Origin of the sequence: Brucella sp. BE17, from assembly GCF_039545455.1 — a bacterium.
GTDB lineage: Bacteria > Pseudomonadota > Alphaproteobacteria > Rhizobiales > Rhizobiaceae > Brucella.
The window spans coordinates 1,056,938-1,081,850 of the sequence record NZ_CP154467.1 but is presented as its reverse complement, the minus strand read 5'-3'; the positions used below and the strand labels follow the sequence as shown (position 1 = coordinate 1,081,850).

Sequence of the window (24,913 nt, the reverse complement as noted above, 5' to 3'; positions counted from 1 at the left end):
TACAGCGATTTCTTTTCTGGATGGCAGAATACCTGTCACCGACGACACACAGGGCGACGGATCGCCCTTAAGGAGAACGGCATGAACCAAGAGGTCATGAATCTTTTCAATCCTCAGGCTCCGGCGCAAACGTTCGATTCCATCAGAATCTCGATCGCCAGCCCTGAGAAGATTCTGTCCTGGTCATACGGCGAGATCAAGAAGCCGGAGACGATCAACTACCGCACGTTCAAGCCAGAACGCGATGGTCTCTTCTGCGCGCGCATCTTCGGCCCGATCAAGGATTATGAATGCTTGTGCGGTAAGTACAAGCGTATGAAATACAAGGGCATCATCTGTGAAAAGTGTGGCGTTGAAGTCACGCTGTCGCGCGTTCGCCGCGAGCGCATGGGCCATATCGAACTGGCCGCACCCGTTGCCCATATCTGGTTTTTGAAGTCGCTGCCATCGCGCATCGGCACGCTTCTCGACATGACGCTCAAGGATATTGAGCGCGTTCTTTATTTCGAGAACTACATCGTCACCGAACCGGGTCTGACTTCCTTGAAAGAGCACCAGCTTCTTTCGGAAGAAGAATACATGATTGCAGTCGACGAATTCGGCGAAGATCAGTTCACGGCGTTGATCGGTGCGGAAGCAATTTTTGAGCTTCTGGCTTCGATGGAGCTGGAAAAAATTGCAGCAGACCTGCGCGTCGATCTGGCTGAAACGTCTTCCGAATTGAAGACGAAGAAGCTGATGAAGCGTCTGAAGATCGTCGAAAACTTCATCGAATCCGGCAACCGCCCGGAATGGATGATCATGAAGATCGTGCCGGTCATTCCGCCGGATCTGCGTCCGCTCGTCCCACTCGATGGTGGTCGTTTTGCGACGTCTGATCTCAACGATCTTTATCGTCGCGTCATCAACCGTAACAACCGTCTGAAGCGCCTCATTGAACTGCGTGCACCGGGCATCATCATTCGCAACGAAAAGCGTATGTTGCAGGAAGCCGTGGACGCGCTGTTCGACAATGGCCGTCGCGGTCGCACGATCACGGGTGCAAACAAGCGTCCGCTGAAGTCGCTCTCCGACATGCTTAAAGGCAAGCAGGGCCGCTTCCGTCAGAACCTGCTCGGCAAGCGCGTCGACTATTCGGGCCGCTCGGTCATCGTGACCGGACCGGAACTCAAGCTGCACCAGTGCGGCCTGCCGAAGAAGATGGCGCTCGAACTCTTCAAGCCGTTCATCTATGCCCGCCTCGACGCCAAGGGTTACTCCTCGACTGTGAAGCAGGCCAAGAAGCTGGTTGAAAAGGAACGTCCGGAAGTCTGGGATATCCTTGACGAAGTGATCCGTGAGCATCCGGTTCTTCTGAACCGCGCACCGACGCTGCACCGTCTTGGCATTCAGGCTTTTGAACCCACGCTGATCGAAGGCAAAGCCATTCAGCTGCATCCGCTTGTCTGTACGGCTTTCAACGCCGACTTCGACGGTGACCAGATGGCTGTCCATGTGCCGCTATCGCTTGAAGCGCAGCTTGAAGCCCGCGTGCTGATGATGTCGACCAACAACATTCTGCATCCGGCCAACGGCGCACCGATCATCGTTCCGTCGCAGGACATGGTTCTCGGTCTCTATTATCTGTCGATCGTGGCAGACAAGGAGCCGGGCGAGGGTATGATGTTCGCCGATATGGGCGAATTGCAGCATGCGCTTGAAAACAAGGTCGTGACACTGCACACCAAGATCAAGGGTCGCTTCAAGACCATTGATGAAGAAGGCAAGCCCGTATCGAAGGTCTTCGACACGACGCCGGGCCGTCTGATCCTTGGCGAACTGCTGCCGAAAAGCGCAAAAGTGTCGTTCGACATCTGCAATCAGGAGATGACCAAGAAGAACATCTCCAAGATGATCGATCATGTCTATCGTCACTGCGGCCAGAAAGAGACGGTCATTTTCTGTGACCGCATCATGCAGTTGGGCTTTGCCCATGCCTGCCGCGCCGGCATTTCGTTCGGCAAGGACGACATGGTCATTCCGGATAGCAAGGCAAAGATCGTTGCCGATACCGAAGCGCTGACGACCGAATACGAACAGCAGTACAATGACGGCCTGATCACACAGGGCGAGAAGTACAACAAGGTCGTTGATGCCTGGGGTAAGGCTACCGACAAGATCACCGAAGAAATGATGGCCCGCATCAAGGCCGTTGAATTCGATCCGGTGACCGGTCGCCAGAAGCAGATGAACTCGGTCTACATGATGTCGCATTCGGGTGCCCGTGGCTCCGTCAACCAGATGCGCCAGCTTGGCGGCATGCGCGGCCTTATGGCCAAGCCGTCGGGCGAAATCATCGAAACCCCGATCATCTCGAACTTCAAGGAAGGCCTGACGGTTAACGAGTACTTCAACTCGACCCACGGTGCCCGTAAGGGTCTGGCCGACACAGCCTTGAAGACCGCCAACTCGGGTTACCTGACGCGTCGTCTCGTGGACGTTGCACAGGATGCGATCATTTCGGAAGTCGATTGCGGTGCTGAAATCGGTCTCACCATGCAGCCCATCGTCGATGCCGGTCAGATCGTGGCACCGATTGGCCAGCGCGTTCTGGGACGTACAGCACTTGACCCGGTCATCAATCCGGCAACCGGCGAGACCATCGTCGAAGCTGGTCGCTTGATTGATGAAAAGGACGTCGAGATCATCGAGAAGGCTGGTATCCAGTCGATCCGTATCCGTTCGGCGCTGACCTGTCAGACCCGTAACGGCGTCTGTGCCACCTGCTATGGTCGTGACCTTGCACGCGGTACTCCGGTCAACCAGGGTGAAGCTGTTGGCGTCATCGCTGCCCAGTCGATCGGTGAGCCGGGCACACAGCTGACCATGCGTACCTTCCACCTGGGTGGTACTGCACAGGTGGTGGATAGCTCCTATCTCGAAGCGTCTTACGAAGGCACCGTCAAGCTGCGTAACCGCAACGTGGTTCGCAACGCCGATGGCAATCTCGTTGTGATGGGCCGTAACATGGCGGTTCTCATCGTCGATGAAACTGGCAAGGAACGTGCGGTTCACCGCGTTACCTATGGTTCGCGTCTGTTCGTGGACGAGGGCGATGCGGTCAAGCGCGGTCAGCGCGTGGCGGAATGGGATCCATATACCCGTCCGATCTTGACCGAAGTCGAAGGCACGATCGAGTTTGAAGATCTTGTCGACGGTCTTTCGGTGCAGGAAACGGCGGACGAATCCACCGGTATCACCAAGCGCGTGGTCATCGACTGGCGCTCGACCCCGCGTGGCGCAGATCTCAAGCCTGCCCTTGTCATCAAGGACAAGAGCGGCAAGATCGCAAAGCTCTCTAAGGGTGGCGAAGCGCGCTTCCTGCTTTCGGTCGAAACGATCCTGTCGTTCGAGCCGGGCGCCCAGGTCAAGGCTGGCGATGTTATCGCGCGTCTGCCGATGGAAAGTGCGAAGACCAAGGACATCACCGGTGGTCTGCCGCGTGTTGCCGAACTCTTTGAAGCACGTCGTCCCAAGGACCATGCCGTCATCGCAGAGATCGATGGTACCATCCGCTTCGGTCGCGACTATAAAAACAAGCGCCGCATCGTGATTGAACCCAATGACGATACGGTCGAGCCAGTTGAATATCTGATCCCCAAGGGCAAGCCGTTCCATCTTCAGGATGGCGACGCCATTGAAAAGGGTGATTATATTCTCGACGGCAACCCGGCACCGCATGACATTCTGGCTATTAAGGGCGTGGAAGCTCTCGCTTCCTACCTCGTCAATGAAATCCAGGAAGTCTACCGTCTTCAGGGCGTTCTGATCAACGACAAGCACATCGAAGTGATTGTCCGTCAGATGCTTCAGAAGATCGAGATCGTTGAATCAGGCGATACCGGCTACATTCCGGGTGATCATGTTGACCGCATCGAACTTGATGAGATCAATGATCGTCTGATCGAGGAAGGCAAGAAGCCGGGTTCCGGCAATCCTGTCCTGCTCGGCATCACCAAGGCCTCGCTGCAGACGCCTTCGTTCATCTCGGCCGCATCCTTCCAGGAAACGACCCGCGTACTGACCGAAGCCGCCGTTGCAGGCAAGATGGATACGTTGCAGGGTCTGAAGGAAAACGTCATCGTCGGTCGTCTGATCCCGGCGGGTACGGGTGGCATGACCAACCAGATCCGTCGTATCGCAACCGCACGCGACGATCTGATCATCGACGAGCGCCGCAAGTCTTCCGGTTCAAAGGAAGCCAATGCGATGCTGACCGATATGACCAACAACGCTGCCGAGTGATCGGCAGTCAGGACATGAAAAAGGCCGCCTTTCGGGGCGGCCTTTTTGTTTGTGTTTTGCTAAAAATTGTAAGAAGCGTCTTTATTCGCCAAGCTGGTTTGTGCGCCAACGCATGAGATCAATGTCACAGCCACGTGCGAAATCGCCTGCACCGCTTCCGCCCATGGCGGCGTCGCTCACGCGCTGGCATTCAGCACGCTTGAAAGCTTCGAAGGCTTCCTGTGAAGCTTCGAGCGATTTGACGGCCGCCTCACTTGCAGACGAACCAGTGTCCTCGATTTCTTTCTTCACTGCCGTGAATTTCGCTTTGAGTGCGTTCTTGGCTTCTTCGGCGTGATTGTTGAGGCAGGACTCCAGCTCGGTGCGCGGCTTGACACCAATTTCCGCGTAGCATTGCGAGAGGGCATCGCCTTTTTCCACCGGCAGCTCGTCGGCGAAAGCCGTATTGGCAAGACACGTTGTAAGAAGGGCAGTTGCTAAAATATATCTAATTTTATGCATTTGGTTCCTCACACAATAGAGTGCCTCACATAAACTGGAAATAACTATTCGTCCTCTTCATCATCCCCGTCGAATTCAATCAATGCGACCTGACCGGTGATGGCAGTTTCCCAGGCGCTTTTATGCGGCTCTTCATCCGGCTGCTCGGTGATGGTGCCCATCTCCAGAAGTTCGGCTTCCTGATAGCCTTCATCGGCGAGGATGCTCAAAACCGTCTGCACGAGATCGTCGTTCTCACTTTCTTTAAGCAGCAGATGGACTTCGAGGGGCGATTCCTCACCTTCGTTCCAGACATTTGCGATGATCAGATGAATGGTGGGCGAATCGTTGTCTGTGGATGGAGTGGTGGACGACATGGGAAACCCTTAAAGATTGGTTGATATTCGACTCGGATATGCTTCATTAGCCCCTGAGCCGGGCTCACGCCATGCTGTCATAGAAAAATGACGATTTCGATGGCGAAATAAGTGCCAATATGAATATCCTGCTCTGAAATATACGGTCTCGAGGCCGTAGCGTCGCTGGAATTGCGCGTTCTGATAAAGAAACTTCAGCGCATACCCTTGACGAAACCACCCGAAACACGTATCAGCAGCCCATCTGAGCCGATGTGAGACTGGCCTTTTCGGGACGACGCGTCCTGGAGTTCGTCTCAAACAGGGTTCGTTTTACGATCGAAATGGAACTTGCCGTTCGCACGAAGCCTATGCTTCCTCTGCTTTTGTTCGGAGTAGCCACCGCTTGACGTTGGCTGTCTCCGAATTCGCGCATGATCGTTTTGGTGAAACGGCCCTTATCGGGCGTTGATGCGAGATTTTTTATAGGGGAAGGTTCAATGCCTACCGTAAATCAGTTGATCCGCAAGCCGCGCACTGCGCCGGTGAAGCGTAATAAGGTTCCTGCTCTGCAGGCAAACCCACAGAAGCGCGGCGTTTGCACCCGCGTTTATACCACGACCCCGAAGAAGCCGAACTCGGCTCTGCGTAAGGTTGCCAAGATCCGTCTGACCAATGGCTTTGAAGTCATCGGTTACATCCCGGGTGAAGGTCACAACCTTCAGGAGCACTCCGTGGTTATGATCCGCGGCGGACGTGTCAAGGATTTGCCGGGTGTGCGTTACCACATCATCCGTGGCGTTCTCGATACGCAGGGTGTCAAGAACCGTAAGCAGCGTCGTTCGCTGTACGGTGCGAAGCGTCCGAAGTAAGAATTTTCCGGGGATACCAGGCACTCAAATGTGTGCTGGCCCGATGTAATTGAAAGAAGAGACGAAATGTCCAGACGCCATAAGGCAGAAAAGCGTGAGATCAATCCGGATCCGAAATTCGGCGATCTCGTTATCACCAAGTTCATGAATGCAGTCATGCTTCATGGCAAGAAGTCGGTTGCTGAAAGCATCGTATACGGTGCGCTCGATTCAATCGAAGCCAAGGCGAAGTCAGAGCCAGTCGCGATGTTCCATCAGGCGCTCGACAACGTTGCTCCGCATGTTGAAGTCCGTTCGCGCCGCGTTGGTGGTGCAACCTATCAGGTTCCGGTCGATGTGCGTCCTGAGCGCCGCCAGGCACTTGCCATTCGCTGGCTCATCAATGCTGCTCGTGGTCGTAACGAGACGACGATGATCGATCGTCTTTCCGGCGAGTTGCTTGATGCTGCTAACAACCGTGGTTCTGCTGTGAAGAAGCGTGAAGACACGCACCGCATGGCTGAAGCCAACCGCGCCTTCTCGCATTACCGCTGGTAATCGTCGAAACCTATTCAAAGAGCAAAAACATGGCCCGCGAATATAAAATCGAAGACTACCGCAATTTCGGTATCATGGCTCACATCGACGCCGGTAAAACGACGACGACTGAGCGCATTCTGTTCTATACCGGTAAGAACCACAAGATCGGCGAGACCCATGATGGTGCGTCGACCATGGACTGGATGGAGCAGGAACAGGAGCGCGGTATTACGATCACTTCCGCTGCTACGACCACGTTCTGGCAGGGTCGCGATGGTAAGAAGCGTCGTTTCAACATCATCGACACGCCCGGTCACGTGGACTTCACGATTGAAGTTGAGCGTAGCTTGCGTGTTCTCGATGGCGCTATTGCTTTGCTCGATGCCAATGCCGGTGTAGAGCCGCAGACGGAAACCGTTTGGCGTCAGGCTGAAAAGTATCATGTCCCGCGCATGGTGTTCGTCAACAAGATGGACAAGATCGGTGCAGACTTCTATCGCTGCGTCGAGATGATCAAGACCCGTCTTGGCGCGACTGCTCTCGTCGTTCAGCTGCCAATTGGTGCTGAAACTGAATTTCACGGCGTTATCGACCTGATCGAGATGAAGTCCTACACTTGGGATGGCTCGATCGGTGGCGATACAATCGTTGGCGATATTCCTGCAGACTTGCAGGACAAAGCTGAGGAATACCGTGAAAAGCTGATTGAAACAGCTGTTGAAGTCGAAGAATCGGCTATGGAAGCCTATCTTGAAGGTAATATGCCTTCGAATGATGAACTGCGCGCTTTGATCCGCAAGGGCACGATTGCTGTTCAGTTCCATCCGGTTCTGTGTGGTACAGCGTTCAAGAACCGTGGCGTTCAGCCTCTTCTCGACGCTGTCGTTGATTTTCTGCCGGCCCCGAACGAAGTTCCGGCCATCAAGGGTATCGACGTCAAGACTGAAGCGGAAACGACGCGTGAATCTTCGGATGAAGCACCGCTGTCGCTGCTCGCGTTCAAGATCATGAACGATCCGTTCGTGGGTTCCTTGACCTTCGCCCGTATCTATTCTGGCAAGATCACCAAGGGCATCTCGCTGGAAAACACGGTTAAGGGCAAGCGTGAGCGTATCGGCCGTATGTTGCAGATGCACTCCAACAGCCGTGAAGACATTGATGAAGCCTTTGCAGGCGACATCGTTGCTCTGGCTGGCCTTAAGGAAACCACCACTGGCGATACGCTCTGCGACCCGCTGAAGCCGGTTATCCTTGAGCGCATGGAATTCCCTGATCCGGTTATTGAGATTGCGATTGAACCGAAGACCAAGGCTGACCAGGAAAAGATGGGCATTGCTCTCAACCGTCTGGCTGCCGAAGATCCTTCGTTCCGCGTGAAGTCTGATGAAGAATCCGGTCAGACGATCATCGCCGGCATGGGCGAGCTTCATCTCGACATTCTCGTCGACCGCATGAAGCGCGAATTCAAGGTCGAAGCAAATGTCGGCGCGCCGCAGGTTGCTTACCGTGAATCGATCACCCGTCAGGCTGAAATCGATTACACCCACAAGAAGCAGTCGGGTGGTTCGGGTCAGTTCGCTCGCGTCAAGATCATCTTCGAGCCGCATGAAGGCGACGATTTCATCTTCGAATCGAAGATCGTCGGCGGTTCTGTTCCGAAGGAATACATTCCGGGCGTTCAGAAGGGTATCGAAAGCGTCATGGGCGCGGGTCCGCTTGCTGGCTTCCCGATGCTCGGTGTTAAGGCAACGCTTATCGATGGTGCATACCACGATGTTGATTCTTCGGTTCTCGCCTTCGAAATCGCAGCGCGTGCTGCGTTCCGCGAAGGTGCACAGAAGGCTGGCGCTCAGCTTCTCGAGCCGATCATGAAGGTCGAGGTTGTGACCCCTGAAGACTACGTTGGTGACGTTATCGGCGATCTGAACTCGCGTCGCGGTCAGATTTCCGGCACCGAAGCCCGCGGCATTGCCACGGTCGTCAATGCAAACGTTCCGCTGGCCAACATGTTTGGCTACGTGAACAACCTGCGTTCGATGTCTCAGGGTCGTGCACAGTATACGATGCAGTTTGACCATTATGAGCCGGTCCCGACTGCGGTCGCACAGGAAATCCAGAAGAAGTTCGCGTAACCCCAGCGGGTTACGCTCCCAATTAAAGAATGCCTGAGCAGGCTAAAAATACGGAGAAGCTCAAATGGCAAAGAGCAAGTTTGAACGTAACAAACCCCACGTAAACATTGGCACGATTGGTCACGTTGACCATGGCAAGACGTCGCTGACTGCGGCGATCACGAAGTTCTTCGGCGACTTCAAGGCCTATGACCAGATTGACGCAGCGCCTGAAGAAAAGGCTCGCGGCATCACGATCTCGACGTCGCACGTCGAATATGAAACGGCAAACCGCCACTACGCACACGTCGACTGCCCCGGCCACGCTGACTATGTCAAGAACATGATCACCGGTGCCGCACAGATGGACGGCGCGATCCTGGTTGTGTCTGCTGCTGACGGCCCGATGCCGCAGACCCGCGAGCACATCCTGCTTGCTCGTCAGGTGGGCGTTCCGGCAATCGTCGTATTCTTGAACAAGTGCGATCAGGTTGACGATGCAGAATTGCTCGAACTGGTTGAACTGGAAGTTCGCGAGCTTCTGTCCAAGTACGACTTCCCCGGTGATGACACACCGATCATCAAGGGTTCGGCTCTTGCTGCTTTGGAAGATTCTTCCAAGGAACTGGGCGAAGACGCCATCCGTTCGCTGATGGAAGCTGTCGACAGCTACATCCCGACCCCTGAGCGTCCTGTTGACCAGCCGTTCCTGATGCCGATCGAAGACGTGTTCTCGATCTCGGGCCGTGGTACGGTTGTGACGGGTCGCGTTGAGCGCGGTATCGTCAAGGTTGGTGAAGAAGTTGAAATCGTTGGTATCAAGGATACGACGAAGACGACTGTTACCGGCGTTGAAATGTTCCGCAAGCTGCTCGATCAGGGCCAGGCTGGCGACAACATCGGTGCGCTGATCCGCGGCGTTGGCCGTGAAGACGTTGAGCGCGGTCAGGTTCTTTGCAAGCCGGGTTCGGTTAAGCCGCACACCAAGTTCAAGGCAGAAGCTTACATTCTGACCAAGGACGAAGGTGGTCGTCATACGCCGTTCTTCACGAACTACCGTCCGCAGTTCTACTTCCGTACGACGGATGTGACGGGCGTTGTGACGCTGCCGGAAGGCACGGAAATGGTTATGCCCGGCGATAACGTCACTGTTGACGTAACGCTGATCGTGCCGATCGCCATGGAAGAGAAGCTTCGCTTCGCTATCCGTGAAGGTGGCCGCACCGTCGGTGCAGGCATCGTCGCTTCGATCGTCGAGTAATTAAGGTTAGTGCGGGGACGTCTGCCTGTCAGGCGTCCCGCGTAACAAGGAACAGATGAAATGAACGGTCAAAACATCCGCATTCGCCTTAAGGCGTTTGATCATCGGATCCTTGACGCTTCGACGCGGGAAATCGTGTCGACTGCCAAGCGTACCGGTGCCAACGTGCGCGGACCGATCCCGCTTCCTACGCGGATCGAGAAGTTCACAGTTAACCGGTCGCCGCACATCGACAAGAAGAGCCGCGAGCAGTTCGAGATGCGCACACATAAGCGTCTTCTCGATATCGTTGACCCGACTCCGCAAACGGTGGACGCGCTGATGAAGCTCGACCTTTCCGCCGGTGTCGATGTCGAGATCAAGCTTTAATCGGCTTGAGGACGGAAGGAACGAACCCGATGCGTTCAGGTGTTATTGCACAGAAGCTGGGCATGACCCGCGTCTATAACGACGCCGGCGAGCATGTGCCGGTGACGGTTCTCCGCATGGAGAGCTGCCACGTGGTTGCTCAGCGTACAGTTGAAAAGAACGGTTACACGGCTGTTCAGCTTGGCGTAGGTATTGCCAAGGTAAAGAACACGACCAAGGCACTGCGCGGTCATTTCGCGAAGGCCGAGGTCGAGCCGAAGGCGAAACTTGCGGAATTCCGCGTTTCTCCGGACAACCTCCTCGAAGTCGGCGTGGAAATCATTGCCGAACATTTCGTCGCCGGCCAGAAGGTCGATGTGACGGGTACTTCGATCGGTAAAGGTTTTGCCGGTGTTATGAAGCGCCATAATTTTGCTGGTCATCGTGCTTCGCATGGTAACTCCATTACCCACCGCGCTCACGGCTCGACCGGTCAGCGTCAGGATCCAGGTAAGGTGTTCAAGGGCAAGAAGATGGCAGGTCATATGGGTCAGACCCGCGTGACCACGCAGAACATCGAAGTTGTCTCCACGGATAGCGATCGCGGCCTTATTCTGGTTCGCGGTGCGGTTCCCGGCTCCAAGGGTGCCTGGATCCTCGTTCGCGATGCCGTGAAGAACGCGCTGCCTGAGAATGCACCGAAGCCGGCTGCCCTGCGCCAGTCTGCTGTTGCGGGCGCAAACAATGCAGCTGCGGATGCAGTCGCGACTGAGGGAGCCGAATAATGGATCTCACGATTACAACTCTTGAAGGCAAGGATGCGGGCAAGGTCAAGCTCAACGAAGATATCTTCGGTCTTGATCCACGTGACGACATCCTTCAGCGCGTCATTCGCTGGCAGCTTGCACGCCGCCAGCAGGGCACGCACCAGAGCCTGACGCGTGGCGAAATCGCCCGCACGGGTTCCAAGATGTACAAGCAGAAGGGTACGGGCCGTGCTCGTCACCATTCGGCTCGTGCTCCGCAGTTCCGCGGCGGTGGTAAGGCTCATGGTCCGGTTAGCCGCAGCCATGAACACGATCTGCCGAAGAAGGTTCGCGCTCTCGGCCTGCGTCATGCGCTTTCGGCCAAGGCCAAGGCTTCCGACATCATCATTATCGATGATCTGGTCGCTTCGGAAGCAAAGACGAAGAACCTTGTTTCACAGTTTGCGAAGCTCGGTCTTGATAATGCGCTGCTCATCGGTGGTGCAGAGATTGACACGAACTTCCAGCGCGCCGCTTCGAACATTCCGCACATCGATGTTCTGCCAGTGCAGGGCATCAATGTTTACGACATCCTGCGTCGCGGCAAGCTCGTGCTTTCCAAGTCGGCTGTCGAGGCACTTGAGGAGCGTTTCAAATGACTGATCTTCGCCACTACGACGTGATCGTCAGCCCGGTTATCACCGAGAAGTCGACGATGGTTTCGGAAAACAACCAGGTCGTCTTCAATGTTGCTCCCAAGGCAACGAAGCCGGAAATCAAGGCTGCAGTCGAAGCGCTTTTTGGCGTCAAGGTTACCGCAGTCAACACTGCAGTGCGCAAGGGTAAGGTCAAGCGGTTCCGCGGCATTACCGGGCGCCAGAGCGACGTCAAGAAAGCGATCGTAACTTTGGCCGAAGGCCAGAGCATCGACGTTTCGACCGGTCTCTGAGAGGCCATGGAGTAAGAGACAATGGCACTCAAGCATTATAACCCGATCACCCCGAGCCAGCGTCAGCTGGTTATCGTGGACCGCTCGGAACTCTACAAGGGCAAGCCGGTCAAAGCATTGACCGAAGGTCTGTCCAAGAAGGGTGGCCGTAACAACACTGGTCGTATCACCGTCCGTTTTCAGGGTGGTGGTCACAAGCGTTCGTACCGCTTCATTGATTTCAAGCGTCGCAAGCTTGATGTGGTGGGCACGGTCGAGCGTCTGGAATACGATCCGAACCGCACCGCATTCATCGCGCTGATCCGTTATGAAGACGGCGAGCTGGCCTATATCATCGCTCCGCAGCGTCTGGCTGTTGGCGATAAGGTCGTTGCTTCGCAGTCGGCTGACGTAAAGCCGGGCAATGCAATGCCGCTTGCCTCCATGCCGGTTGGCACCATCATCCACAACGTGGAGATGAAGCCGGGCAAGGGTGGTCAGATTGCGCGCTCAGCCGGTGCATACGCACAGCTGGTTGGTCGCGATCAGGGCATGGCGATCCTTCGTCTGAACTCGGGCGAACAGCGTCTGGTTCCCGGTGCCTGCTTTGCAACGGTTGGAGCTGTCTCCAATCCCGAGCACAGCAACATCAACGACGGCAAGGCCGGTCGTTCGGTGTGGCGCGGCAAGCGTCCACATGTTCGCGGCGTCGTCATGAACCCGGTCGATCACCCGCATGGTGGTGGTGAAGGTCGTACCTCCGGTGGCCGTCATCCGGTTACCCCTTGGGGTAAGCCTACGAAGGGCAAGAAGACCCGTTCGAACAAGGCGACCGACAAGTTCATCATGCGCTCGCGTCATCAGCGCAAGAAATAAGAGAGGGTAGTCTGAAATGGCTCGTTCAGTATGGAAAGGTCCGTTCATCGATGGCTATCTTCTCAAAAAAGCTGAGAAGGTACGCGAGGGCGGTCGTAATGAAGTCATCAAGATGTGGAGCCGCCGCTCCACTATTCTGCCGCAGTTTGTCGGCCTGACATTCGGCGTCTATAACGGCAACAAGCATGTGCCGGTATCGATTTCGGAAGAAATGGTCGGACACAAGTTCGGTGAATTCGCGCCGACCCGTACCTATTACGGTCACGGTGCGGACAAGAAGTCAAAGAGGAAGTAACGATGGGCAAGGCCAAGGCTCCCCGCCAGCTTAAGGATAACGAGGCGCAAGCCGTCGCCCGTACGCTTCGCGTCAGCCCGCAGAAGCTGAACCTTGTAGCGAGCATGATTCGCGGCAAGAAGGTGAACGCGGCGCTTGCCGATCTGACGTTTTCGCGCAAGCGGATCGCAGAGACGGTCAAGAAGACGCTCCAATCGGCGATCGCCAACGCAGAGAACAACCATGATCTGGATGTCGATGCGCTGATCGTGGCCGAAGCATACGTTGGCAAATCGATTGTCATGAAGCGTTTCCACGTTCGTGGCCGCGGCAAGGCAAGCCGTATTGAAAAGCCGTTTTCGCATCTCACCATCGTCGTCCGCGAAGTTGCGGAAAAAGGGGAGGCCGCATAATGGGTCAGAAGATTAATCCAATCGGTCTTCGTCTTGGCATCAACCGTACCTGGGATTCGCGTTGGTACGCGAACACCGGCGAATACGGCAAGCTTCTGCACGAGGACGTCAAAATTCGTGAATACCTCACGAAAGAACTCAAGCAGGCAGCGATCTCCAAGATCGTTATCGAGCGTCCGCACAAGAAGTGCCGCGTGACGATCCACTCGGCACGTCCGGGTATCATCATCGGCAAGAAGGGTGCAGACATCGAGAAGCTGCGCAAGAAGCTTTCCGAGATGACGAAAGCCGATACGTCGCTCAACATTGTTGAAGTTCGTAAGCCTGAAATCGATGCAACGCTTGTTGCTCAGTCGATCACGCAGCAGCTTGAACGTCGTGTGGCATTCCGTCGCGCTATGAAACGTGCCGTTCAGTCGGCCATGCGTCTGGGCGCCGAAGGTATCCGTATCAACTGTGCCGGTCGTCTGGGCGGTGCTGAGATCGCACGTATGGAATGGTACCGCGAAGGTCGCGTTCCGCTTCACACGCTGCGCGCCGATATCGATTACGGTACGGCAGAAGCACAGACCGCATACGGCATCTGCGGCGTAAAAGTCTGGGTCTTCAAGGGCGAGATCCTTGAGCATGACCCGTTGGCTTCCGAACGTCGTGCGGTTGAGGGTGACAATCAGGGTTCCCATCAGAACCGCCGCCGCGAAAACGCTTGATAAAGCGGGTCGCGGGCGAGAAAATTGGAGTAGAGAACAATGATGCAGCCAAAGCGCACCAAGTTCCGCAAGCAGTTCAAGGGCCGTATTCACGGCAACTCGAAAGGCGGCACGGATCTTAATTTCGGTGCATTCGGTCTGAAGGCAACGGAGCCTGAGCGCGTCACCGCACGTCAGATCGAAGCGGCCCGCCGTGCGATCACCCGTCATATGAAACGTGCCGGTCGCGTGTGGATCCGTATCTTCCCAGACCTGCCGGTCACGTCGAAGCCGACTGAAGTCCGTATGGGTAAAGGTAAGGGTTCGGTTGACTACTGGGCATGCCGTGTGGCACCGGGTCGTGTGATGTTTGAGCTTGACGGCGTACCAGAAGATGTGGCACGCGAAGCCCTTCGACTGGGCGCTGCGAAGTTGCCGGTCAAAACGCGCTTTATCCAGCGCATTGCTGAATAAGGAGAGGCAACGATGAAAGCCGCAGACGTTCGGGCGAAAAGCCCCGACCAACTGAATGAAGAGCTGGGCAGCCTGAAGAAAGAGCAGTTCAACCTGCGCTTCCAGAAGGCTACCGGCCAGCTCGAAAAGACCGCGCGCGTGAAAGAGGTTCGCCGTGACATCGCGCGTATTAAGACCATTGCCCGCCAGAAGGCGGCCGAAAGCAAGGCATAAGGAAAAAGTATCATGCCTAAACGCGTTCTGCAGGGCGTTGTCGTCAGCGACAAAAACGATAAGACGATTGTGGTAAAGGTTGAGCGTCGCTACGCGCATCCACTTCTTCAGAAGACCATTCGTCAATCGAAGAAGTACAAGGCGCATGACGAGAACAATCAGTTCAAGACCGGCGACCGGGTTTCCATTCAGGAATCTGCTCCGATCTCGAAAGACAAATGCTGGGTCGTTTTGACGAACGAAGCAGCGAGCTGAGCATTTTGTAGCCGAATGCTTCATTCGGCGTTCATATAGATGCTTAAAGCTCTAGCATTTTGCAGCCAAATGCTTTATTTGGCGTCGCATAATGCGGTGAACCAATGTGTTTTACGGCCAAGTGCTTCACTCGGCTTTGCTGAAATACGGTAAACCAGAGCATTTTTGCAGCCAAGTGGTTCATTTGGCCTTGCATTCATGTACTAAAACGAACAGATAGGGCAGTTCCCGCATCAATGTGGATGGGGGAGCTGTTCTAGGTGGCTAACACGCAGCTTAGGTAGGGCAGGAGCCCTTAACCAGCTGAGAGGAAAGAAGGCGGCCAGTCATGATTCAGATGCAAACAAACCTCGACGTGGCGGATAATTCCGGCGCACGTCGTGTCATGTGCATCAAGGTGCTGGGCGGTTCCAAGCGGCGTTACGCTTCCGTGGGCGACATCATTGTGGTGTCGGTCAAGGAAGCCATTCCGCGTGGCCGCGTCAAAAAAGGTGACGTGATGAAGGCGGTCGTTGTACGCACCGCCAAGGACATCCGTCGTGCGGACGGCAGTGTTATTCGTTTCGATAACAATGCAGCCGTTCTTATCGATAACAAGAAAGAGCCAATCGGCACGCGTATCTTCGGACCGGTTCCGCGCGAGCTTCGCGCCAAGAGCCATATGAAGATTATTTCGCTGGCTCCGGAAGTTCTGTAAGGAAAGCAAGACGATGCAAAAGATTCGCAAAGGCGACAGCGTTGTCGTGCTGTCCGGTAAGGACAAGGGCCGTAAGGGCGAAGTTCTTAAGGTCATGCCGAAGGATGAGCAGGCGCTCGTTCGCGGCATCAATATTGTGAAGCGTCATCAGCGCCAGACCCAGACCCAGGAAGCCGGCATCATTTCGAAAGAAGCGCCGATTCACCTGTCCAACCTGGCAATTGTTGATCCCAAAGATGGCAAGCCGACCCGTGTCGGTTTCCGCGTCGAGGACGGCAAGAAGGTTCGTGTCGCAAAACGTTCTGGAGCGCTGATCGATGGCTGAAGCAAAAGCACTTCCACGCTTCAAGCAGCTTTATCGGGATAATATCCGTAAGGCGCTGCTTGAAGAGTTCAAATACGACAACGAGATGCAGATCCCACGCATCACCAAGGTTGTCCTTAATATGGGCGTGGGCGAAGCGACCGCTGATTCCAAGAAGCCGACAAGGGCTGCTGAGGATCTCGGCCAGATTGCCGGCCAGAAGGCTGTCATCACCCGTGCCCGTAATTCAATTGCAACCTTCAAGTTGCGTGAAGACATGCCGATCGGCACGAAGGTCACCCTTCGTTCGGATCGTATGTATGAATTCCTTGATCGTCTGATCACCATTGCTCTTCCCCGCGTCCGCGATTTTCGTGGTCTCAATCCGAAGAGCTTTGACGGTCGTGGCAACTTTGCCATGGGTATCAAGGAGCACATCGTGTTTCCGGAGATCAATTACGATAAAGTTGATCAGATCTGGGGCATGGACATCATCGTTTGCACGACCGCCCAGACGGATGATGAAGCACGCTCACTTCTGCGTGCATTCAACTTCCCATTTCGGCAGTAACGGCAAGCGTAGCGAGGTATATCAATATGGCCAAGACTAGCGCAGTCGAAAAAAACAAGCGCCGCGAAAAGTTGGTTAAGCGTCATGCTGAAAAGCGTGCACGTCTGAAGGCGATCGTCATGGATCAGAGCCTTCCGCTGGATGAGCGTTTCCGCGCCACGATCCGGCTTGCCGAACTGCCGCGCAACTCTTCAAAGGTTCGTATTCGCAATCGTTGCGAAATATCGGGCCGTCCGCGTGGTTATTACCGTAAACTGAAGATGTCGCGTATTGCGCTTCGTCAGTTGGGTTCGTTCGGGCAGGTCCCGGGCATCGTCAAGTCGAGCTGGTAAGGAGTAGCATATGTCTGTGTCAGATCCTATCGGCGACATGCTGACCCGTATTCGTAACGCAGTCGGCCGCAAGAAGACCAAGGTTTCAACGCCTGCTTCCAAATTGCGCGCCCGCGTTCTGGATGTCCTTCAGTCTGAAGGTTACATCCGCGGTTATACGCAGAGTGAATTCGTGAACGGCAAGGCCGAGATCGAAATCGAGCTGAAATATTATGAAGGTGTTCCGGTCATCCGTGAGCTTACCCGCGTATCCAAGCCTGGTCGTCGCGTTTACGTGTCGGTCAAGTCGATCCCGCAGGTCGCAAACGGTCTTGGCATCTCGATCCTGTCGACGCCTAAGGGTGTTATGGCGGATCATGAAGCCCGTGAACAAAACGTTGGTGGTGAGCTGCTCTGCCGCATCTTCTGATGCGGTTGACAGCGAACAGATAAAAGACAGGTATCAAAATGTCTCGTATCGGTAAAAAACCCGTGCCGGTCCCGGCAGGTGTGACCGCCAGTGTTGAAGGTCAGACCGTCAAGGCCAAAGGCGCGAAGGGCGAATTGTCTTTCGTGGTGCACGATGAAGTTCTGGTCAAGATGGAAGACGGCGCCATTGCTGTCGATCCGCGCGACCAGTCGAAGAATGCGCGTTCAAAGTGGGGCATGTCCCGCACGATGATTTCGAACATCTTTGAGGGTGTTAAGGACGGCTTCGAAAAGAAGCTCGAGATCAGCGGTGTCGGTTATCGTGCCGCTATGCAGGGCAAGAACCTGCAGCTCTCGCTCGGTTTCTCTCACGAAGTGATCTACGATGTGCCTGCGGGCATCACCGTAGCCGTGCCGAAGCCCACGGAAATTGTTGTAACGGGTATCGACAAGCAGATTGTCGGCCAGGTTGCAGCTGAGATCCGTGAATATCGCGGCCCCGAGCCTTACAAGGGCAAGGGCGTCAAATATGCTGGCGAGAAAATCGTCCGCAAAGAAGGCAAGAAGAAGTAAGGGAAGCGCGTCATGGCATCGCCAAAAGAAACTTTGCAGCGTCGCGCTGCTCGTGTACGCCGTCAGGTCAAGAAGGTCGCAAACGGCCGTCCGCGCCTCAGCGTGCACCGTTCTTCCAAGAACATTTACGCCCAGGTCATCGACGACGTGCGCGGCATCACTGTTGCCGCCGCTTCGACGCTCGATGGCGACCTCAAGGGTTCGCTCAAGACCGGTGCCGATTCAGCAGCAGCTGCTGCTGTCGGCAAGCTGCTTGCAGAGCGTGCCGTGAAGGCCGGTATCAAGGACGTTGTGTTCGATCGTGGTGCATTCATCTACCACGGTCGTGTGAAGGCTCTCGCCGAAGCTGCCCGCGAAAGCGGCCTTAGCTTCTAATCAGCATTTGTGCTTCCGGAAAAGAATAAGGAATCAAGGATATGGCACAGAGAGAACGTAAGCGCGAAGATCGCGGTCGTGACGAACACGACAGCGAATTCGTCGACAAGCTCGTTCACATCAACCGCGTTGCCAAGGTCGTCAAGGGCGGCCGTCGCTTCGGTTTTGCAGCGCTCGTCGTTGTCGGCGATCAGAAGGGCCGCGTTGGTTTTGGTCATGGCAAGGCACGTGAAGTCCCGGAAGCCATCCGCAAGGCAACCGAATCGGCCAAGCGCGACATGATTTTCGTGCCGCTGCGCTCAGGTCGTACTCTGCACCACGACGTCGAAGGCCGTCATGGCGCTGGTAAGGTTCTGCTTCGCGCAGCCCCCGCTGGTAAGGGTATCATCGCGGGTGGTCCGATGCGTGCGGTTTTTGAGACGCTCGGTGTACAGGACGTTGTTGCCAAATCGCTCGGCTCGTCGAACCCTTACAACATGGTTCGTGCAACCTTTGACGCTCTGAAGCATCAGATGCATCCAAAGGACATCGCAGCACAGCGCGGCATCAAGTACTCGACCCTCCAGGCGCGTCGCCAGGATGTGGTTGGTTCTGAAGAATAGCCGATAGTTTGTGTTAGTCCGGTAGAGGATCATTGATCAGAACCGGATACGCCATAGACAAGGATTTGAGTGATGGCTGAGAAGAAGGGCAAGACGGTTACGGTCGAGCAGATCGGAAGCCCAATCCGTCGTCCAGCCGAGCAGCGTGCAACGCTGGTTGGTCTGGGTCTAAATAAAATGCACCGCCGTCGCACGCTGGAGGATACTCCTTCTGTGCGTGGCATGATCGCCAAGGTTCAGCATCTCGTCCGCATCGTGGACGAGGCCTGATAACGCAGGGAGATAGAGATATGAAACTCAACGATCTGCGTGACAAGCCCGGTGCTGTAAAGGCACGCAAACGCGTTGCCCGCGGCATTGGCTCGGGTACCGGCAAAACCGGTGGCCGCGGCGTCAAGGGTCAGAAGTCGCGTTCGGGCGTGGCAATCAACGGTTTTGAAGGCGGTCAGATGCCAATCTACCGTCGTCTGCCGAAGCGTGGCTTTACGAACATTTTTGCAAAGAGCTTCAATGCAGTGTCGCTTGGTCGTATTCAGACCGCGATCGACGCAGGCAAGCTTGATGCAAAGGCTGTCGTGAACATTGAAACGCTTAAGGCTGCCGGCGTGATTCGTCGTGCAAAAGACGGTGTTCGCATCCTTTCCGATGGCGAATTGACGGCAAAGGTATCCTTCGAGGTTGCCGGTGCTTCCAAGTCGGCTGTTGAAAAGATCGAAAAGGCTGGCGGCAGCATCAAGCTTCCCGAAGCCAAAGCCGAATAAGCTTTTGAGCTGAAAATTTGAGCGGCGGCCCGGAGCGGTTTTTCGATAATCCCGAAAGGTTTATCAAGAAGCTGCGAAAAAACCGGGCCGCCGCTTGCACCTTTATGCCAATGCGCATATCTGGGTAAGGTCTTCTTTATCTGGAGGCACGTCTTGAATTCGGACGTGTCATACGGGGGGAGGGCCGGAGACTTTTCACCGGAGAAATTTAATGGCATCGGCTGCTGAACAGCTAGTTTCCAATCTTAATTTTTCGGCCTTCTCGAAGGCGGAAGAACTTAAAAAACGCATCTGGTTCACACTGGGCGCCTTGCTCGTGTACCGGTTCGGCACCTATATTCCGCTTCCCGGTATCAATCTTGATGCGTTTGCGCAGGCTTTCCAGTCGCACAGTCAAGGTGTTCTGGGGCTTTTCAATATGTTTGCCGGCGGTGCGGTTGAGCGCATGGCCATCCTTTCGCTCGGCATCATGCCCTATATTTCGGCTTCCATTATCGTGCAGCTCATGACGTCGGTCGTTCCGACGCTTGAAGCGCTGAAGAAGGAAGGCGAAGCGGGCCGCAAGATCATCAATCAGTATACGCGCTACGGAACGGTGCTTCTGGCGCTTGTTCAGGCTTATGCCATTGCTGCTGGACTGCAGAGCGGCGCGGGGATCGTGCTTAACCCTGGCCCGTTCTTCATGGTTTCAGCGGTGATCACGCTTGTTGGCGGCACGATGTTCCTGATGTGGCTCGGTGAGCAGATCACGGCACGCGGTATCGGCAACGGCATTTCGCTGATCATTTTCTCCGGTATTGTCGCCAACTTGCCGCACGCCATTTCCAGTACGCTTGAATTTGGCCGTACAGGCGCTCTGTCCACGGGGCTTATCCTCGGCATCATCATTCTTGCCGTGGCGCTGATTGCGATCATTGTTTTTGTTGAGCGCGCACAGCGCCGCCTGCTGATCCAGTATCCGAAGCGCCAGGTCGGCAACCGCATGTTCCAGGGCGACACATCGCATCTGCCGCTCAAGCTGAATACGGCGGGCGTTATCCCACCGATCTTCGCATCGTCGCTGCTTTTGTTGCCAGCTACTGTCGCAGGCTTTGCCGATACGACGGAAATGCCAGCCTGGGCGACCACTATCCTCAACGCGCTTGGTCATGGTCAGCCGCTCTATATGCTGTTCTATGCTTCATTGATGGCGTTCTTCTGCTTCTTTTATACGGCCATTGTGTTCAATCCCAAGGATACGGCTGACCAGCTCAAGAAGCATTCCGGCTTCATACCGGGCATTCGTCCGGGCGAACGGACAGCCGAATATATAGACTATGTGTTGACACGCATCACAGTTGTCGGTGCCATCTATATCGTGCTTGTCTGTCTTTTGCCGGAATTCCTGATTTCCGCAACCGGCGTGCCATTCTATCTTGGCGGTACGTCGTTGCTTATCGTTGTCAGCGTGACACTCGATACGGTTGCGCAAGTTCAGGGGCATCTTGTCGCCCATCAGTATGAAGGGTTGATCAAGAAGTCCAAACTCAGAGGTGGGAAACGTAGTAAATGAGATTGATACTTCTTGGGCCGCCCGGAGCAGGTAAGGGGACGCAGGCTGGACTTCTTACCAAGAAGCATGGAATACCGCAGCTTTCGACAGGGGATATGCTGCGTTCTGCAGTTGCTCAGCAAAGCGAAATCGGCAAGCGTGCGAAAGCCGTGATGGATGCAGGCCAGCTGGTTTCTGATGAAATCGTCAACCAGATTGTGTCTGAACGCATCGATGCGCCGGATTGCGCCAACGGGTTTATTCTCGATGGCTATCCGCGCACGGTCCCGCAGGCGGAAGCCTTGGCCGCGATGCTTACGACCAAGGGCAAAAAGCTCGATGCCGTCATCGAGCTGAAGGTTGATGAGAATGCGCTCGTCAAGCGCATGGAAGGTCGCGTCGCCGAGACGATCGCCAAAGGCGGTCAGGTTCGGTCCGACGACAACCCTGAAGCGTTTCGCAAGCGTCTGATCGAATACCGCGAGAAGACTGCGCCGCTTTCCACGCACTATGCGGGAACCGGTGAATTGCGCGTCATCAACGGCATGTCGCCGGTTGAAGAGGTTACGGCCGAGATCGAAAGAATTCTCGTTCCGGCTTGAAGACGCAGTTTGGTCGGGCAGGGACGTTTAATGCTTTTATGCCCGTTTCTGCTTTCAGAAGTTGCTTTAGATATCCGAAAGGCCGGTTTGATGGCTTTACGGATGTTTAAGAGTTGACTTTTTGTGATGATTCCGTCAAAGACTGCGCCACTTCATTTGGTTTTGAATGGCGGGTAGCGGCGGAAATCGTAAAGAGGCCGGTACCGGTCATATTATGCTGCCTGAAGGTCTTGCCCTAAAGGACTTACCTTGAGGCAGAATTGATTAACATTAAGGAGAACAGACGTGGCACGTATCGCTGGCGTCAATATCCCGACGAACAAGCGCGTTGTTATTGCGCTTCAGTACATCCACGGGATTGGACCGAAATTTGCTCGTGAGATCGTGACGAAGGTTGGCATTGCCGATGAGCGTCGCGTAAATCAGCTCACCGACGCTGAAGTACTTCAGATTCGTGAAGCCATTGACGCAGAGTATCGCGTTGAAGGTGATCTGCGTCGTGAAGTATCGATGAACATCAAGCGTTTGATGGATCTGGGCTGCTACCGCGGTCTGCGTCATCGTCGTTCGCTACCGGTTCGCGGTCAGCGCACGCACACCAATGCACGTACTCGCAAGGGTCCTGCAAAGGCTATCGCAGGCAAGAAGAAGTAATTTTCGCGAAACTTTATTGTTTCGTTTTTCTTCTTGTCTGGCCTTTCCGGTGCGCCGGCGAGGTTTGTTACTGGTCCTTTCGTGAGGACCGGTGGAGCCGCTGGAATTACGGCGGTGTAGAGATCGATTGAAAGGACTACCATGGCCAAGGAAGCCACACGCGTTCGCCGTCGCGAGCGTAAAAACATTTCGTCGGGCGTTGCCCACGTTAATTCGACGTTCAACAACACCATGATCACCATCACGGATGCTCAGGGCAATGCAATTGCCTGGTCGTCTGCTGGTGCTCAGGGTTTCAAGGGTTCCCGTAAATCGACCCCGTTCGCCGCACAGATCGCTGCCGAAGATTGCGCCAAGAAGGCACAGGAACATGGCATGCGCTCCCTCGAAGTCGAGGTTTGCGGACCGGGTTCTGGTCGTGAATCCGCGCTGCGCGCCTTGCAGGCTGCCGGCTTTGTGATCACGTCGATTCGCGATGTTACACCGATCCCGCACAACGGTTGCCGTCCGCGCAAGAAGCGCCGGGTCTAATTTCTTTTATACGCTGCATGAACCCCAAGGTCCGCTTTGGGGTTCCTCTGTGGTTCTTCACATGATCGCTACGATTGGATAGTGGCGACAGTTGATAGAGGAAAAATACATGATCCAGAAAAACTGGCAGGAACTGATCAAGCCGAACAAGGTGGAATTCATCACCAAGGGTTCGCGCACGCATGCAACTGTGGTTGCAGAGCCGCTGGAACGCGGTTTTGGCCTGACTCTCGGTAATGCCCTGCGTCGCGTGCTCTTGTCGTCTCTGCGCGGCGCTGCCGTGACCGCTATTCAGATCGATGGCGTTCTGCATGAGTTCTCGTCCATTCCCGGCGTGCGCGAAGATGTGACGGACATCGTCCTTAACGTCAAGGAAATCGCCATCCGTATGGAAGGCGAAGGCCCGAAGCGCATGGTCGTTCGTAAGGAAGGTCCAGGCGTTGTGACGGCTGGCGATATCCAGACCGTTGGCGATGTCGAGGTTCTCAACCCCGATCACGTCATCTGCACACTGGACGAAGGCGCTGAAATCCGCATGGAATTCACCGTCAATACTGGCAAGGGCTATGTGCCTGCCGACCGCAACCGTGCGGAAGATGCGCCCATCGGCCTTATCCCGGTCGACAGCCTCTATTCCCCGGTGCGCAAGGTATCGTACAAGATCGAGAACACCCGTGAAGGTCAGGTTCTCGACTATGACAAGCTGACGCTGAACATCGAAACCAATGGTTCGGTCAGCGGTGAAGATGCGGTTGCCTATGCAGCGCGTATTCTTCAGGACCAGCTGGCAGTATTCGTCAACTTTGAAGAGCCGCAGAAGGAAGCCCCGCAGGAACAGGTTGCGGAACTGGCTTTCAATCCGGCGCTGCTCAAGAAGGTGGACGAGCTGGAACTGTCGGTACGTTCGGCAAACTGCCTGAAGAACGACAATATCGTTTATATCGGCGACCTGATCCAGAAGACGGAAGCCGAGATGTTGCGGACTCCGAATTTCGGCCGCAAGTCGCTCAACGAGATCAAGGAAGTTCTGGCATCCATGGGCCTCCATCTTGGTATGGAAATCCCTGCCTGGCCACCGGAAAATATCGAAGATCTCGCAAAGCGCTACGAAGACCAATACTGAGCATTTCCAGCGAAAGTGCGAAGCGGTTTCGCGCAGGATAATGCGTAAAAAAGACAGCATTTCCAGCGAAAGTGCGAAGCGGTTTCGCGCAGGATAATGCGTAAGATGTAATTAGGACCGGCAACAGTCCGGCTAGAACGAACCAAGGAGAAGGCTCATGCGTCACGGTAATGGATACCGTAAGCTGAACCGCACTGCCTCGCACCGCAAGGCGATGTTTGCCAACATGGCTGCTTCGCTGATCGAACACGAGCAGATTGTGACGACGCTTCCGAAAGCAAAAGAAATTCGTCCGATCGTTGAAAAGCTTGTCACACTCGGCAAGCGTGGCGATCTGCATGCACGTCGCCAGGCAATTTCTGCCATTCGCGATGTCACGCTTGTTGCAAAGCTGTTTGATACGCTTGCAACCCGCTATGCAACGCGTAACGGCGGCTACATCCGCATCATGAAGGCAGGCTTCCGCACCGGTGACAATGCACCGCTCGCAGTTGTCGAATTCGTGGAACGCGATGTCGATGCCAAGGGCAAGGCTGACCGCGCCCGCGTCGAAGCCGAACAGGCCGCTGAAGCAGACGCCGCGTAAGCAGCGTTTGAAAGTTTTGAAAAAGGCCGCCTCGTGCGGCCTTTTTTATTGCCATAAAACATGTCTTCCAAAAACGGGAACCTGTTTTGGGATAAAGACAGGCGTTGATATCGAAATTTAACGCGTGAATCATGAATACGACAAATAGCGCGTTCATCCATGTT

34 protein-coding genes are annotated in these 24,913 nt (G+C 55.1%); 32 read left to right on the top strand and 2 right to left on the bottom strand.

Features of this window, described 5'->3' with window-relative positions; all coding sequences use genetic code 11:
• Nucleotides 1–81 precede the first annotated feature (81 nt).
• Nucleotides 82–4,284, top strand: a complete 4,203-nt coding sequence (gene rpoC, locus AAIB41_RS05280; RefSeq protein WP_343314577.1) for a DNA-directed RNA polymerase subunit beta' — start codon at nt 82–84, stop codon at nt 4,282–4,284.
• An 81-nt stretch (nt 4,285–4,365) separates the two neighbouring features.
• On the opposite strand, the gene AAIB41_RS05275 is transcribed toward rpoC, so the two are convergent.
• Nucleotides 4,366–4,785 (bottom strand): lysozyme inhibitor LprI family protein, encoded by a 420-nt coding sequence (locus AAIB41_RS05275; RefSeq protein WP_343314576.1) that lies wholly within the window; start codon nt 4,783–4,785, stop codon nt 4,366–4,368.
• Nucleotides 4,786–4,829: 44 nt separating this feature from the next.
• Nucleotides 4,830–5,141: a hypothetical protein gene (locus AAIB41_RS05270; protein ID WP_343314575.1), complete on the bottom strand. Its 312-nt coding sequence runs from the start codon at nt 5,139–5,141 to the stop codon at nt 4,830–4,832.
• A gap of 479 nt (nt 5,142–5,620) precedes the next feature.
• Between AAIB41_RS05270 and rpsL the strand changes: the two genes are divergently transcribed.
• From rpsL to rplQ, 31 genes are all read left to right on the top strand, one after another.
• Nucleotides 5,621–5,992 carry a 30S ribosomal protein S12 gene (gene rpsL, locus AAIB41_RS05265; RefSeq protein WP_184218718.1) on the top strand — a complete coding sequence of 124 codons (372 nt, stop codon included), beginning with the start codon at nt 5,621–5,623 and terminating at the stop codon, nt 5,990–5,992.
• Between the two features lie 66 nt (nt 5,993–6,058).
• Nucleotides 6,059–6,529: a 30S ribosomal protein S7 gene (gene rpsG / locus AAIB41_RS05260; RefSeq protein WP_343314574.1), complete on the top strand. Its 471-nt coding sequence runs from the start codon at nt 6,059–6,061 to the stop codon at nt 6,527–6,529.
• Nucleotides 6,530–6,558: 29 nt separating this feature from the next.
• Nucleotides 6,559–8,643 carry an elongation factor G gene (gene fusA / locus AAIB41_RS05255; RefSeq protein WP_343314572.1) on the top strand — a complete coding sequence of 695 codons (2,085 nt, stop codon included), beginning with the start codon at nt 6,559–6,561 and terminating at the stop codon, nt 8,641–8,643.
• Nucleotides 8,644–8,707: 64 nt separating this feature from the next.
• Nucleotides 8,708–9,883: an elongation factor Tu gene (gene tuf, locus AAIB41_RS05250; RefSeq protein ID WP_343314571.1), complete on the top strand. Its 1,176-nt coding sequence runs from the start codon at nt 8,708–8,710 to the stop codon at nt 9,881–9,883.
• Between the two features lie 60 nt (nt 9,884–9,943).
• Nucleotides 9,944–10,252, top strand: a complete 309-nt coding sequence (rpsJ, locus tag AAIB41_RS05245; protein WP_002964363.1) for a 30S ribosomal protein S10 — start codon at nt 9,944–9,946, stop codon at nt 10,250–10,252.
• Nucleotides 10,253–10,281: 29 nt separating this feature from the next.
• Nucleotides 10,282–11,016, top strand: coding sequence for a 50S ribosomal protein L3 (gene rplC, locus AAIB41_RS05240; protein WP_343314569.1), 735 nt, complete (start codon nt 10,282–10,284; stop codon nt 11,014–11,016).
• Entirely contained in the window at nt 11,016–11,636 is a 621-nt protein-coding gene (gene rplD, locus AAIB41_RS05235; protein WP_343314568.1) for a 50S ribosomal protein L4, read from the top strand. Before rplC ends, rplD begins: the two co-directional genes overlap by 1 nt.
• On the top strand, nt 11,633–11,926 hold the full coding sequence (locus AAIB41_RS05230; RefSeq protein WP_343314567.1) for a 50S ribosomal protein L23: 294 nt from the start codon (nt 11,633–11,635) through the stop codon (nt 11,924–11,926). The genes rplD and AAIB41_RS05230 overlap by 4 nt, the downstream gene beginning before the upstream one ends.
• A gap of 21 nt (nt 11,927–11,947) precedes the next feature.
• Nucleotides 11,948–12,781 carry a 50S ribosomal protein L2 gene (gene rplB / locus AAIB41_RS05225; protein ID WP_343314566.1) on the top strand — a complete coding sequence of 278 codons (834 nt, stop codon included), beginning with the start codon at nt 11,948–11,950 and terminating at the stop codon, nt 12,779–12,781.
• 16 nt (nt 12,782–12,797) lie between these two features.
• Entirely contained in the window at nt 12,798–13,076 is a 279-nt protein-coding gene (rpsS, locus tag AAIB41_RS05220) for a 30S ribosomal protein S19 (RefSeq protein ID WP_105542083.1), read from the top strand.
• A 2-nt stretch (nt 13,077–13,078) separates the two neighbouring features.
• Nucleotides 13,079–13,468 carry a 50S ribosomal protein L22 gene (gene rplV, locus AAIB41_RS05215; RefSeq protein ID WP_343314565.1) on the top strand — a complete coding sequence of 130 codons (390 nt, stop codon included), beginning with the start codon at nt 13,079–13,081 and terminating at the stop codon, nt 13,466–13,468.
• Entirely contained in the window at nt 13,468–14,178 is a 711-nt protein-coding gene (rpsC, locus tag AAIB41_RS05210) for a 30S ribosomal protein S3 (RefSeq protein WP_343314564.1), read from the top strand. Before rplV ends, rpsC begins: the two co-directional genes overlap by 1 nt.
• A gap of 39 nt (nt 14,179–14,217) precedes the next feature.
• Nucleotides 14,218–14,631 (top strand): 50S ribosomal protein L16, encoded by a 414-nt coding sequence (gene rplP / locus AAIB41_RS05205; RefSeq protein ID WP_343314562.1) that lies wholly within the window; start codon nt 14,218–14,220, stop codon nt 14,629–14,631.
• Between the two features lie 12 nt (nt 14,632–14,643).
• The gene (gene rpmC / locus AAIB41_RS05200; RefSeq protein WP_343314561.1) at nt 14,644–14,844 is read left to right on the top strand and encodes a 50S ribosomal protein L29; all 201 of its coding nucleotides are present in this window, start codon (nt 14,644–14,646) and stop codon (nt 14,842–14,844) included.
• A 12-nt stretch (nt 14,845–14,856) separates the two neighbouring features.
• Nucleotides 14,857–15,099 (top strand): 30S ribosomal protein S17, encoded by a 243-nt coding sequence (gene rpsQ / locus AAIB41_RS05195; RefSeq protein ID WP_343314560.1) that lies wholly within the window; start codon nt 14,857–14,859, stop codon nt 15,097–15,099.
• A 328-nt stretch (nt 15,100–15,427) separates the two neighbouring features.
• The gene (gene rplN, locus AAIB41_RS05190; RefSeq protein WP_343314559.1) at nt 15,428–15,796 is read left to right on the top strand and encodes a 50S ribosomal protein L14; all 369 of its coding nucleotides are present in this window, start codon (nt 15,428–15,430) and stop codon (nt 15,794–15,796) included.
• Nucleotides 15,797–15,809: 13 nt separating this feature from the next.
• Nucleotides 15,810–16,121: a 50S ribosomal protein L24 gene (gene rplX, locus AAIB41_RS05185; RefSeq protein ID WP_078340778.1), complete on the top strand. Its 312-nt coding sequence runs from the start codon at nt 15,810–15,812 to the stop codon at nt 16,119–16,121.
• Nucleotides 16,114–16,671 carry a 50S ribosomal protein L5 gene (gene rplE / locus AAIB41_RS05180; protein ID WP_343314558.1) on the top strand — a complete coding sequence of 186 codons (558 nt, stop codon included), beginning with the start codon at nt 16,114–16,116 and terminating at the stop codon, nt 16,669–16,671. Before rplX ends, rplE begins: the two co-directional genes overlap by 8 nt.
• A gap of 26 nt (nt 16,672–16,697) precedes the next feature.
• On the top strand, nt 16,698–17,003 hold the full coding sequence (gene rpsN, locus AAIB41_RS05175; protein WP_343314557.1) for a 30S ribosomal protein S14: 306 nt from the start codon (nt 16,698–16,700) through the stop codon (nt 17,001–17,003).
• 10 nt (nt 17,004–17,013) lie between these two features.
• Entirely contained in the window at nt 17,014–17,412 is a 399-nt protein-coding gene (gene rpsH, locus AAIB41_RS05170) for a 30S ribosomal protein S8 (protein ID WP_007875325.1), read from the top strand.
• A gap of 38 nt (nt 17,413–17,450) precedes the next feature.
• A complete protein-coding gene (gene rplF / locus AAIB41_RS05165; RefSeq protein ID WP_343314556.1) occupies nt 17,451–17,984 on the top strand; it encodes a 50S ribosomal protein L6 in 534 nt (177 codons plus the stop codon).
• A 12-nt stretch (nt 17,985–17,996) separates the two neighbouring features.
• On the top strand, nt 17,997–18,359 hold the full coding sequence (rplR, locus tag AAIB41_RS05160) for a 50S ribosomal protein L18 (protein WP_343314555.1): 363 nt from the start codon (nt 17,997–17,999) through the stop codon (nt 18,357–18,359).
• A 41-nt stretch (nt 18,360–18,400) separates the two neighbouring features.
• On the top strand, nt 18,401–18,961 hold the full coding sequence (gene rpsE, locus AAIB41_RS05155) for a 30S ribosomal protein S5 (RefSeq protein ID WP_343314554.1): 561 nt from the start codon (nt 18,401–18,403) through the stop codon (nt 18,959–18,961).
• 72 nt (nt 18,962–19,033) lie between these two features.
• Nucleotides 19,034–19,231 (top strand): 50S ribosomal protein L30, encoded by a 198-nt coding sequence (gene rpmD, locus AAIB41_RS05150; RefSeq protein WP_343314553.1) that lies wholly within the window; start codon nt 19,034–19,036, stop codon nt 19,229–19,231.
• A gap of 20 nt (nt 19,232–19,251) precedes the next feature.
• Nucleotides 19,252–19,722, top strand: coding sequence for a 50S ribosomal protein L15 (rplO, locus tag AAIB41_RS05145; protein ID WP_343314552.1), 471 nt, complete (start codon nt 19,252–19,254; stop codon nt 19,720–19,722).
• Between the two features lie 211 nt (nt 19,723–19,933).
• The gene (gene secY / locus AAIB41_RS05140) at nt 19,934–21,274 is read left to right on the top strand and encodes a preprotein translocase subunit SecY (protein WP_343314550.1); all 1,341 of its coding nucleotides are present in this window, start codon (nt 19,934–19,936) and stop codon (nt 21,272–21,274) included.
• Complete coding sequence (locus AAIB41_RS05135) at nt 21,271–21,855, top strand: adenylate kinase (protein ID WP_343314549.1); 585 nt, start codon at nt 21,271–21,273, stop codon at nt 21,853–21,855. Before secY ends, AAIB41_RS05135 begins: the two co-directional genes overlap by 4 nt.
• Before the next feature lie 285 nt (nt 21,856–22,140).
• Nucleotides 22,141–22,509, top strand: coding sequence for a 30S ribosomal protein S13 (gene rpsM, locus AAIB41_RS05130; RefSeq protein WP_343314547.1), 369 nt, complete (start codon nt 22,141–22,143; stop codon nt 22,507–22,509).
• 141 nt (nt 22,510–22,650) lie between these two features.
• Complete coding sequence (gene rpsK / locus AAIB41_RS05125; protein ID WP_002964339.1) at nt 22,651–23,040, top strand: 30S ribosomal protein S11; 390 nt, start codon at nt 22,651–22,653, stop codon at nt 23,038–23,040.
• Between the two features lie 109 nt (nt 23,041–23,149).
• The gene (locus AAIB41_RS05120; protein WP_343314545.1) at nt 23,150–24,163 is read left to right on the top strand and encodes a DNA-directed RNA polymerase subunit alpha; all 1,014 of its coding nucleotides are present in this window, start codon (nt 23,150–23,152) and stop codon (nt 24,161–24,163) included.
• A gap of 157 nt (nt 24,164–24,320) precedes the next feature.
• Nucleotides 24,321–24,749, top strand: coding sequence for a 50S ribosomal protein L17 (gene rplQ, locus AAIB41_RS05115; protein WP_343314544.1), 429 nt, complete (start codon nt 24,321–24,323; stop codon nt 24,747–24,749).
• The last annotated feature ends 164 nt before the right edge of the window (nt 24,750–24,913 follow it).

Excerpts from the sequence above, each read along its gene's own strand:
- rpoC (WP_343314577.1), top strand. The coding sequence starts at position 82 with ATGAACCAAGAGGTCATGAATCTTTTCAATCCTCAGGCTCCGGCGCAA.
- AAIB41_RS05275 (WP_343314576.1), bottom strand. The coding sequence starts at position 4,785 with ATGCATAAAATTAGATATATTTTAGCAACTGCCCTTCTTACAACGTGT.
- AAIB41_RS05270 (WP_343314575.1), bottom strand. The coding sequence starts at position 5,141 with ATGTCGTCCACCACTCCATCCACAGACAACGATTCGCCCACCATTCAT.
- rpsL (WP_184218718.1), top strand. The coding sequence starts at position 5,621 with ATGCCTACCGTAAATCAGTTGATCCGCAAGCCGCGCACTGCGCCGGTG.
- rpsG (WP_343314574.1), top strand. The coding sequence starts at position 6,059 with ATGTCCAGACGCCATAAGGCAGAAAAGCGTGAGATCAATCCGGATCCG.
- fusA (WP_343314572.1), top strand. The coding sequence starts at position 6,559 with ATGGCCCGCGAATATAAAATCGAAGACTACCGCAATTTCGGTATCATG.
- tuf (WP_343314571.1), top strand. The coding sequence starts at position 8,708 with ATGGCAAAGAGCAAGTTTGAACGTAACAAACCCCACGTAAACATTGGC.
- rpsJ (WP_002964363.1), top strand. The coding sequence starts at position 9,944 with ATGAACGGTCAAAACATCCGCATTCGCCTTAAGGCGTTTGATCATCGG.
- rplC (WP_343314569.1), top strand. The coding sequence starts at position 10,282 with ATGCGTTCAGGTGTTATTGCACAGAAGCTGGGCATGACCCGCGTCTAT.
- rplD (WP_343314568.1), top strand. The coding sequence starts at position 11,016 with ATGGATCTCACGATTACAACTCTTGAAGGCAAGGATGCGGGCAAGGTC.
- AAIB41_RS05230 (WP_343314567.1), top strand. The coding sequence starts at position 11,633 with ATGACTGATCTTCGCCACTACGACGTGATCGTCAGCCCGGTTATCACC.
- rplB (WP_343314566.1), top strand. The coding sequence starts at position 11,948 with ATGGCACTCAAGCATTATAACCCGATCACCCCGAGCCAGCGTCAGCTG.
- rpsS (WP_105542083.1), top strand. The coding sequence starts at position 12,798 with ATGGCTCGTTCAGTATGGAAAGGTCCGTTCATCGATGGCTATCTTCTC.
- rplV (WP_343314565.1), top strand. The coding sequence starts at position 13,079 with ATGGGCAAGGCCAAGGCTCCCCGCCAGCTTAAGGATAACGAGGCGCAA.
- rpsC (WP_343314564.1), top strand. The coding sequence starts at position 13,468 with ATGGGTCAGAAGATTAATCCAATCGGTCTTCGTCTTGGCATCAACCGT.
- rplP (WP_343314562.1), top strand. The coding sequence starts at position 14,218 with ATGATGCAGCCAAAGCGCACCAAGTTCCGCAAGCAGTTCAAGGGCCGT.
- rpmC (WP_343314561.1), top strand. The coding sequence starts at position 14,644 with ATGAAAGCCGCAGACGTTCGGGCGAAAAGCCCCGACCAACTGAATGAA.
- rpsQ (WP_343314560.1), top strand. The coding sequence starts at position 14,857 with ATGCCTAAACGCGTTCTGCAGGGCGTTGTCGTCAGCGACAAAAACGAT.
- rplN (WP_343314559.1), top strand. The coding sequence starts at position 15,428 with ATGATTCAGATGCAAACAAACCTCGACGTGGCGGATAATTCCGGCGCA.
- rplX (WP_078340778.1), top strand. The coding sequence starts at position 15,810 with ATGCAAAAGATTCGCAAAGGCGACAGCGTTGTCGTGCTGTCCGGTAAG.
- rplE (WP_343314558.1), top strand. The coding sequence starts at position 16,114 with ATGGCTGAAGCAAAAGCACTTCCACGCTTCAAGCAGCTTTATCGGGAT.
- rpsN (WP_343314557.1), top strand. The coding sequence starts at position 16,698 with ATGGCCAAGACTAGCGCAGTCGAAAAAAACAAGCGCCGCGAAAAGTTG.
- rpsH (WP_007875325.1), top strand. The coding sequence starts at position 17,014 with ATGTCTGTGTCAGATCCTATCGGCGACATGCTGACCCGTATTCGTAAC.
- rplF (WP_343314556.1), top strand. The coding sequence starts at position 17,451 with ATGTCTCGTATCGGTAAAAAACCCGTGCCGGTCCCGGCAGGTGTGACC.
- rplR (WP_343314555.1), top strand. The coding sequence starts at position 17,997 with ATGGCATCGCCAAAAGAAACTTTGCAGCGTCGCGCTGCTCGTGTACGC.
- rpsE (WP_343314554.1), top strand. The coding sequence starts at position 18,401 with ATGGCACAGAGAGAACGTAAGCGCGAAGATCGCGGTCGTGACGAACAC.
- rpmD (WP_343314553.1), top strand. The coding sequence starts at position 19,034 with ATGGCTGAGAAGAAGGGCAAGACGGTTACGGTCGAGCAGATCGGAAGC.
- rplO (WP_343314552.1), top strand. The coding sequence starts at position 19,252 with ATGAAACTCAACGATCTGCGTGACAAGCCCGGTGCTGTAAAGGCACGC.
- secY (WP_343314550.1), top strand. The coding sequence starts at position 19,934 with ATGGCATCGGCTGCTGAACAGCTAGTTTCCAATCTTAATTTTTCGGCC.
- AAIB41_RS05135 (WP_343314549.1), top strand. The coding sequence starts at position 21,271 with ATGAGATTGATACTTCTTGGGCCGCCCGGAGCAGGTAAGGGGACGCAG.
- rpsK (WP_002964339.1), top strand. The coding sequence starts at position 22,651 with ATGGCCAAGGAAGCCACACGCGTTCGCCGTCGCGAGCGTAAAAACATT.
- AAIB41_RS05120 (WP_343314545.1), top strand. The coding sequence starts at position 23,150 with ATGATCCAGAAAAACTGGCAGGAACTGATCAAGCCGAACAAGGTGGAA.
- rplQ (WP_343314544.1), top strand. The coding sequence starts at position 24,321 with ATGCGTCACGGTAATGGATACCGTAAGCTGAACCGCACTGCCTCGCAC.